The sequence below is a fragment of the Paenibacillus sp. AR247 genome, from assembly GCF_002968895.1.
GTDB classification, from domain to species: domain Bacteria; phylum Bacillota; class Bacilli; order Paenibacillales; family Paenibacillaceae; genus Paenibacillus_AQ; species Paenibacillus_AQ favisporus.
This window is the reverse complement of the sequence record NZ_PCZT01000017.1, coordinates 45,911-54,141: the sequence shown is the minus strand read 5'-3', so window position 1 is coordinate 54,141 and position 8,231 is coordinate 45,911. Positions and strand designations below refer to the sequence as shown.

General features: G+C 50.5%; 7 protein-coding genes, 1 tRNA gene and 2 pseudogenes. All 10 read left to right on the top strand.

Going from position 1 to position 8,231, the window contains the following annotated elements:
• Positions 1-337: 337 nt before the first annotated feature.
• Positions 338-1,739 (top strand): annotated as a pseudogene (guaB, locus tag CPT76_RS25765) (IMP dehydrogenase).
• Positions 1,740-1,962: 223 nt separating this feature from the next.
• On the top strand, positions 1,963-3,285 hold the full coding sequence (locus CPT76_RS25760; protein ID WP_105444930.1) for a D-alanyl-D-alanine carboxypeptidase family protein: 1,323 nt from the start codon (positions 1,963-1,965) through the stop codon (positions 3,283-3,285).
• Positions 3,286-3,402: 117 nt separating this feature from the next.
• Complete coding sequence (pdxS, locus tag CPT76_RS25755; protein WP_076176926.1) at positions 3,403-4,284, top strand: pyridoxal 5'-phosphate synthase lyase subunit PdxS; 882 nt, start codon at positions 3,403-3,405, stop codon at positions 4,282-4,284.
• A gap of 19 nt (positions 4,285-4,303) precedes the next feature.
• Entirely contained in the window at positions 4,304-4,882 is a 579-nt protein-coding gene (gene pdxT, locus CPT76_RS25750; protein ID WP_076176927.1) for a pyridoxal 5'-phosphate synthase glutaminase subunit PdxT, read from the top strand.
• A 225-nt stretch (positions 4,883-5,107) separates the two neighbouring features.
• Positions 5,108-6,397, top strand: coding sequence for a serine--tRNA ligase (gene serS / locus CPT76_RS25745; RefSeq protein WP_089549444.1), 1,290 nt, complete (start codon positions 5,108-5,110; stop codon positions 6,395-6,397).
• A 67-nt stretch (positions 6,398-6,464) separates the two neighbouring features.
• Positions 6,465-6,553, top strand: a tRNA-Ser gene (locus tag CPT76_RS25740).
• A 131-nt stretch (positions 6,554-6,684) separates the two neighbouring features.
• On the top strand, positions 6,685-7,029 hold the full coding sequence (locus tag CPT76_RS25735) for a hypothetical protein (RefSeq protein ID WP_105444929.1): 345 nt from the start codon (positions 6,685-6,687) through the stop codon (positions 7,027-7,029).
• Positions 7,030-7,045: 16 nt separating this feature from the next.
• Positions 7,046-7,222, top strand: a complete 177-nt coding sequence (locus CPT76_RS37805) for a hypothetical protein (protein WP_163883141.1) — start codon at positions 7,046-7,048, stop codon at positions 7,220-7,222.
• Positions 7,223-7,251: 29 nt separating this feature from the next.
• Complete coding sequence (locus CPT76_RS25730) at positions 7,252-7,407, top strand: small acid-soluble spore protein P (protein ID WP_076176930.1); 156 nt, start codon at positions 7,252-7,254, stop codon at positions 7,405-7,407.
• A gap of 169 nt (positions 7,408-7,576) precedes the next feature.
• Positions 7,577-8,231 (top strand): annotated as a pseudogene (locus CPT76_RS25725) (hypothetical protein); the annotation flags it as partial.

Below are 8,231 nucleotides of genomic sequence, written 5' to 3'. Positions count from 1 at the left end.
ATTTAGCCCTTGGATTGGAATGTTCTATTTTTGATACTATTCAGGGCCATGTCTACCTAAAGGTAGTTCCTCCCCAGTTTCATGTATGAACCCGAACAATTTTGGACATCCCACCAATGGGATGTCTTTTACTTATGTTGTCCGCTTCAAGTGGACATGTATTTGCCCCTGCAAGACAAGGGCGATTCCTCTCATTTTTACCAGACTGATTACCTTGACAGCTTCGAGTGGGCTTTGCTAAGATGGCAATAATATATTTTCAGAAACGATTTTCAAGCCTTGTTGCATAAGGATTTTAACAAATACATTACATGACAAATGAGGGGGAAATTACGAAGTGTGGGAACAAAAATTTGCTAAAGAAGGATTTACGTTTGACGATGTTTTGCTGGTACCCCGGAAGTCCGAAGTGCTGCCAAAGGAAGTCGATGTGTCCACGAGATTAAGCGATTCGGTTAAGCTGAACATTCCTTTGATACAGTGCAGGGATGGACACGGTAACGGAAGCTGCCCTGGCCATTGCGATTGCACGTGAAGGCGGCATCGGCATTATTCATAAAAATATGTCGGTTGAACAGCAAGCGGAGGAAGTGGATCGGGTTAAGCGTTCCGAGAGCGGCGTTATCACCAATCCTTTCTCACTGACAGCCGATCATCTCGTATCCGATGCCGAACAGGTCATGGCGAAATTCCGGATTTCGGGTGTTCCGATTGTGGACGAGCATAACAAACTGATCGGTATTCTTACAAACCGCGACCTGCGCTTCGTTCATGATTACAGCATTAAGATCTCCGAAGTGATGACTCGTGAAAACCTGGTAACTGCCCCAGTAGGTACGACGCTTCAAGAAGCCGAAGTCATTCTGCAGCAGCACAAAATCGAAAAGCTGCCGCTGGTTGATGAGAACAACACATTAAAAGGTCTTATTACCATTAAAGATATTGAGAAAGCCATTCAGTTCCCGAATGCGGCAAAAGATGCGCAAGGACGTCTTCTTGTAGGCGCGGCTATTGGTATTTCCAAGGACGGTTTGGATCGGGCCGCAGCACTGGTCAAGGCCGGGGTTCGCCATCTTCGCAGCTTGTACCCGGATCTTACGATCATTGCAGGCAACGTGGCTACCGGCGAGGCGACACGCGACCTGATCGAGGCGGGTGCTTCGGTTGTCAAAGTCGGTATCGGACCGGGATCGATCTGTACGACGCGCGTTATTGCCGGTATCGGCGTGCCGCAGGTCACAGCAATTTACGATTGTGCTTCGGTAGCCAAAGAATACGGAGTGCCGATTATTGCAGACGGCGGTATTAAGTACTCCGGTGAAATTACAAAAGCACTTGCAGCCGGCGGCCATGCCGTTATGTTGGGAAGCTTGTTCGCGGGAACGGAAGAGAGCCCTGGGGAATCGGAAATTTACCAAGGCCGCCGCTACAAGGTTTACCGCGGCATGGGCTCCATGAGTGCCATGAAACAAGGCAGTAAAGACCGTTACTTCCAGGACGACGATAAGAAGCTCGTTCCGGAAGGAATTGAGGGCCGCGTCGCTTATAAAGGTCCTTTGTCCGACACAATTCACCAATTGATTGGCGGTCTTCGCTCAGGCATGGGCTATTGCGGAACGAAAAACCTGCAGGAGCTGCGTGAAGATACCCAATTTATCCGCATCACGGGTGCGGGTCTTCGTGAGAGCCATCCGCACGATGTGCAGATCACGAAGGAAGCTCCAAACTATTCGTTGTAATATTCGACATGGTTTGCACAAAACCAACATCTTCTTGTACAGACAGGCCTAAATTAGGCCTGTCTGTCTTTTTTTGCAGTATACCCTGTGTTAGAATAGACAAGTAAGATTTAAGGGCAAGAGGGGAGTTAACAATTCATTGAGTAAGAAATGGAGCAAGTTGGGGAAACCATCTTCGCACAAACGCAAACGTCACTTTGTCAAAAAGAGCGTAGCCTCGGTTATGCTATTGAATATGTTAATGCTGTCCGCTCTACCGGCCATGGCTTTGGCTGAGGGAACAACAGCAACAACAACCACTACGAATACCGCATCAACTACTACGGCCAGCAAGGTGCCAAGCGTATCTTCTTTGCAGCTTCAAGTGAAATCCGCCGTGTTGATCGAACCAACGACAGGGCAAGTCCTCTTGTCGGTGAACGCAGATCAACCACTGCCGCCGGCCAGTATGACCAAGATGATGACAGAGTATCTCATCGCGGATATGGTCAAAAAGGGCAAGTTTAAATGGGACGATGTCGTGACTGTTGGCGATAATGCTTCCAAGACGATCGGCTCGCGTATTTTTTTAGATGCTAATGATCAACATACCGTTGAGGAACTGTACATAGCGATGGCGGTAGGTTCGGCGAACGATGCTACCGTAGCGCTGGCTGAGTATGCAGCCGGGTCTGAACAGGAATTCGTCAAGCTAATGAATGAAACGGCTAAGAAGTTCGGGATGAAGACAGCCCACTTTATCAACTCCACTGGGCTCGACCGTGCGGATATGCCTGAGAAGTATCGTCCTTCGGCTGAAGGGGAGACGGTCATGTCCGCGATGGACGCTGCCATCCTGGGCAAGCATATCGTCCAGGACCATCCGGATTTTTCCAAATATACGGCGATCCAATCCTATAAGTTCCGTGAGCGCGATAAAAATCCGATCATCAATTGGAACTGGATGCTTGAAGCGAATAAGGATATTCCGAACTTTAAGGCTTACGCCTACCCGGGGTTGGACGGCCTTAAGACGGGTCATACGAATAACGCGGGCAACTGCTTTACGGGAACGGCCGAACGCGATGGGATGCGCCTGATCAGCGTCGTCATGGGAACGAAATCGGAAGCACAGCGCTTTACCGAGACCCGGAAGGTGCTTGATTACGGCTTCAACAACTTTGAGATCAAGCAGGCCGTGGCCGGCAAATCCAAGGTTGAAGGTCTGGACTCCGTTGAGGTCAAAAAAGGCGTCAAAACTTCGGTTGGCGTCGTAACGGATGCCCCAGTCTCCTTTATGGTACCTAAAGGCTCCGATGCCAAAGGCGTTACCTTCAAAACTCAGCTTGAACCGGCGGACAAGCTTGTGGCTCCGATCAAGCAGGGAACCAAGGTCGGCACCATCACTTATACCTATAAAGCAGATGGGATTGAGAAGCCTCAGACGAAAACCGTCAATTTGATCACATCGGACGAAGTGGAGAAGGGCAGCTGGCTGCGCCTGTTCTTCCGCGCTATTAAGGAAATGTTTGGTGATTTATTTGACGGAATCAAAAATCTTTTTTAAGATCAATATAAGATTTTTGCTTTAGTCCACAAAAGCAGCTCTGCAGAGTATGCAACCATCCTGCCATCCATAGGCAAGGGCGGATTACATGATATATATTTCGGGAGGCGTAAACCATTGGAAACGGGAACTTCGAGAGTTAAAAGAGGTATGGCTGAAATGCAAAAAGGCGGCGTCATCATGGACGTCATGAATGCCGAACAGGCAAAGATCGCTGAAGCTGCGGGCGCAACGGCCGTTATGGCATTGGAACGCGTTCCTTCAGATATTCGTGCTGCCGGCGGTGTAGCGCGTATGGCTGACCCTACGATCGTAGAAGAGGTTATGAAAGTCGTATCGATTCCGGTTATGGCGAAAGCCCGTATCGGTCATTATGTGGAAGCGAAAGTGCTCGAATCCCTCGGCGTCGACTACCTCGACGAGAGCGAAGTTCTGACGCCTGCCGATGAAGTATTTCATATCGACAAATGGGACTTCACCGTGCCGTTTGTTTGCGGCGCCAAAGACTTGGGAGAAGCGCTGCGCCGCATCGGCGAGGGCGCATCGATGATCCGTACGAAAGGCGAGCCGGGAACAGGCAACATCGTTGAAGCCGTTCGTCATATGCGTCTGATCAACAGTCAAATCCGTAAAGTGCAAAGCATGTCGAAGGACGAGCTGTATGCCGAAGCGAAAAACCTTGGCGTACCATACGACCTTCTGCTTGGTGTGCACGAGAGCGGCAAGCTGCCGGTCGTTAACTTTGCTGCGGGCGGCGTGGCTACTCCAGCTGACGCGGCGCTGATGATGCATTTGGGAGCCGACGGGGTATTCGTGGGATCGGGTATTTTCAAATCCGATAATCCAGAGAAGTTTGCCCGCGCGATCGTGGAAGCAACAACGCATTACCAAGACTACAAGCTGATTGCCGAAGTATCCAAAAACCTGGGTGCGCCAATGAAAGGTATTGAGATTTCGAAGCTGAGCCCGTCTGAGCGGATGTCGGACCGCGGCTGGTAAGAGAGAGAAGGCTGGACATATGAAAATCGGGGTACTGGCGCTTCAGGGTGCCGTAGCAGAGCATATTCGCAGCATCGAGCTGGCCGGCGCCGAAGGCATCGCCATTAAAAAGGTAGAGGAACTGGAGCAAGTTCAGGGCCTGATTATCCCTGGCGGCGAAAGTACGACCATCGGCAAGCTGATGCGGAAATACGGGTTTATTGAAGCGATTCGCCAATTTTCGGATGCAGGCAAGCCGATTTTCGGCACCTGTGCCGGATTGATCGTACTGGCGAAGTCGATCGAAGGCCAGGAAGAGCCCCACTTGGGGCTGATGAATATCACCGTGGCGCGCAATGCTTTTGGGCGTCAACGGGAGAGCTTTGAAACAGATTTGGACGTCAAGGGGATTGAGGAGCCGGTTCGTGCCGTCTTTATCCGTGCTCCTCTGATCCGCAGTGTGGGCGATGGAGTCGACGTACTGTCCTCCTATAACGACGAGATTGTGACCGCGCGAGAGGGCCATTTGCTCGCCTCTTCGTTTCACCCCGAACTGACGGATGATTACCGGCTCCATCAGTATTTTGTGGATATGGTAAAAGCCAGTCAAGCGTCTTAAATCAGCAGGATAAACGATGGTAACACGATGACACCTTGACTCTTTTGATGATATCTAAACGCTGCCCCCTGGGTAAGCTTTAGGTAAAAGGTATTCCTCGGTTGGCGGCCTGAGCGGCGGTCTGAGGATACCTTTCAAGGGGTCAGGGTTGTTTTTTGATTCAAGCAGGTCTCATCATGGAAGTACGTCGCATAAGACGTTTTTCTTTTTAGGAGGAATTGTCCAATGTTGGATGTGAAAATATTACGCGGTGATTTCGCGAGAGTGGAGCAGGCACTCAAAAACCGGAACAAATCGCTGGATTTGATCGCCGGATTTCCCGAGCTGGATACCCGCCGCCGGGAGCTGCTGCAGGAGAGCGAGGCGCTGAAAAACCGCCGCAACACTGTTTCCGGTGAAGTGGCCAAGCGCAAAAAGAACGGGGAGAACGCCGACGAGCTCATTTTGGAGATGCGTCAGGTTTCCGACCAGATCAAAGCGATGGACGAGGAAGTGCGCGAACTGGAGGCGTCTATTTCTGATCTGACGATGGCCATTCCGAATATTCCGCACGAATCGGTACCGGTCGGCCAGTCCGAAGAAGACAATGTGGAACTGCGCCGGTGGTCGGAACCGACAACGTTTGATTTTACGCCAAAAGCCCACTGGGATCTGGCCCAGGACCTGGGCATTCTTGACTTTGAAGCGGCAGCCAAGGTTACGGGCTCGCGGTTTACGTTCTACAAGGGGCTCGGTGCCCGTCTGGAGCGTGCGCTCATCAACTTTATGATGGATTTGCACAGCAGCGAGCATGGCTACGAAGAAATGCTTCCGCCTTATATCGTCAATGGGGACAGCCTGCGCGGGACCGGACAGCTTCCGAAGTTTGAAGAGGATCTGTTTAAAATCCGTGACACGGACTACTATTTGATCCCGACCGCTGAAGTGCCGGTGACCAACTATTACCGTGATGAGATTTTATCGGTGGAGGATCTGCCGAAGCACTTCGTGGCTTACAGCTCCTGCTTCCGTTCGGAGGCCGGTTCGGCCGGACGTGATACACGTGGCTTGATCCGCCAGCATCAATTCAATAAAGTGGAACTGGTGAAGCTTGTGCATCCGGATTCCTCTTATGAAGAGCTTGAGAAAATGACGGCAAATGCCGAGCGCGTTCTGCAGCTGCTGAAGCTGCCGTATCGCGTGATGGCGCTCAGCACAGGAGATATGGGCTTCTCGGCGGCAAAAACGTACGACCTGGAAGTTTGGCTGCCTGAGAGCGGTGCTTACCGGGAGATTTCCTCTTGCTCGAATACAGAGGACTTCCAGGCACGGCGTGCTAATATCCGTTTCCGTCCTGAGCCTAAGGCCAAGCCTGAGTTTGTGCATACGTTGAATGGTTCGGCACTCGCAGTAGGACGGACCGTGGCAGCCATTCTTGAGAATTATCAGCAGGCGGACGGCAGCGTGGTCGTTCCGGATGTGCTTCAGCCTTATATGGGCAATGTTAAAGTTATTGTCCCTAAAAGCCAGGGTTGATATTAGCATTAAACTGTGGTAATATATTTTTGTTACGCGTTGCGTGACACTGATGTATTTTCCACGTGGAGGGGTACCGAAGCGGTCATAACGGGGCGGTCTTGAAAACCGTTAGGGCGCAAGTCCACATGGGTTCGAATCCCATCCCCTCCGCCATTTAAACAAACCAATGACAAAGCCGATTCTGCTTATGCAGAAGCGGCTTTTTTTGTTTTTGCCAAACGCCGTTATCGCATAAAAAGAGCACATCCTCCGCACATTAACAAAGGCAGGGGAGGTGTTCAATCATGAACCGAGACTTTGAATTGAACCAAAACAAATTGGTCCAAGCTTGGCAATCCCAGCTTCCTCAAACGCTTGACTCATCCGACCAGGCACAGGTGTTTGCCGACGAGGCAAATCCCCAGGCGCTGCGGATCCATATCGATACCGCGGGGCGGTCGAATTATTCATTCGACTTCCAGTGCTCTTACGTGGATACGCGGGAGGTTAAAGTGGATCTGGTGGATGTAGAACGCGAAGGACGCACGGTTGACGAACGCACGGATGTCATTCAGAATATGGCGCAGGATTACACCCGCCAAATTCACGAGTGCGCCCAAGCCCTTCACGATTTGACGCATCACTCTTAAGAAAAGAGGGACAACGATGACCAAAGCCAAACCGGGTGTCGACAAAAATCTCAGCAATGTCGTCGAGGATTTAGATCAAACGGCAGTGAACAGCCATCAGGCAAATCAGTTGCAGCAGAAGCGAAATGATCGTAGGCATGAAGATGAAATCAATCATCAGCACACGATCGACCTGGAGCATCCGCATTCTTAACATTCTAATGTATACAGGGGGAATCGCCGATGAGTAAACCAAACGCTGTTCCAGTACCTGAAGCGCAAGAGCAGCAGCCGCGTAACCGGGACCGGGAGCGGTCCGGCATGCAGGAGCCGTTGTCCGGATCGAAGAAGGTCAAGAATCGGAATCATGTTAGTCATTTGAATAGAGAAGGGTCCTAAGGTCCCGTCTAAAAAGGCATCCGGCTAATAGCCAGGATGTCTTTTTTTGCGTTAAAAATGAAAATTCACCAAAAGATTTCCAAAAAAGGGTTCCGGTAACGGACGATATCGTTTATGATTACAAGGGGTATTTTTTGCTTTTTAGAGACGAGAGGAGAGAGAGATTGTGATGAAGAAGAACTGGGCAGCCCTGATTCTTACACTGGTCTTGGCAATGACCGTGGTGCTTGCAGGCTGCAGCAGCAAGAAGGAACCGAAGGAAGCGCTGGAGGCTTCGGCCGTCAACGCGATGAAAATGACATCGTACGAAATGAAGAGCAAGGTAACGATCAAAGATCTGCAGGTTACCAGTGCAAGTGCTGATAACGCCGCAGCCAGCCAAGTGATGAGCATGCTGAAAAATGCGGAATTAACGATCGATGGGGTATATCAGAACGATCCACAACAAACGGAGATGACGCTCGGAATTAACCTGAAGGGCGACATGTCCATGAGCTTTAACATTCCGATGGTAATGACCCAAGATAAATTGTACGTCAAAGTGCCTAGCATCCCAATGCTGCCGCTGCCTGAAGACGTTGTAGGTAAATTCCTGGTACTCGATATGAAAGAGCTGGCGGAACAGCAGGGAACGTCCTTTAACCCCGACATGATGAATCCCGAAAAGACGAAAAAGCTCGCCGGCGAAATTATGAATACCCTGTTTACCGAATATGATGGTAAGAAATATTTCAAAGACGTTGCGGTTAAAGATGCTAACCTCCCGGATGGCGTGGATGCCAAGCAGGTGGTTCAATTCTATGTAACCAATGACAACGTGAAAG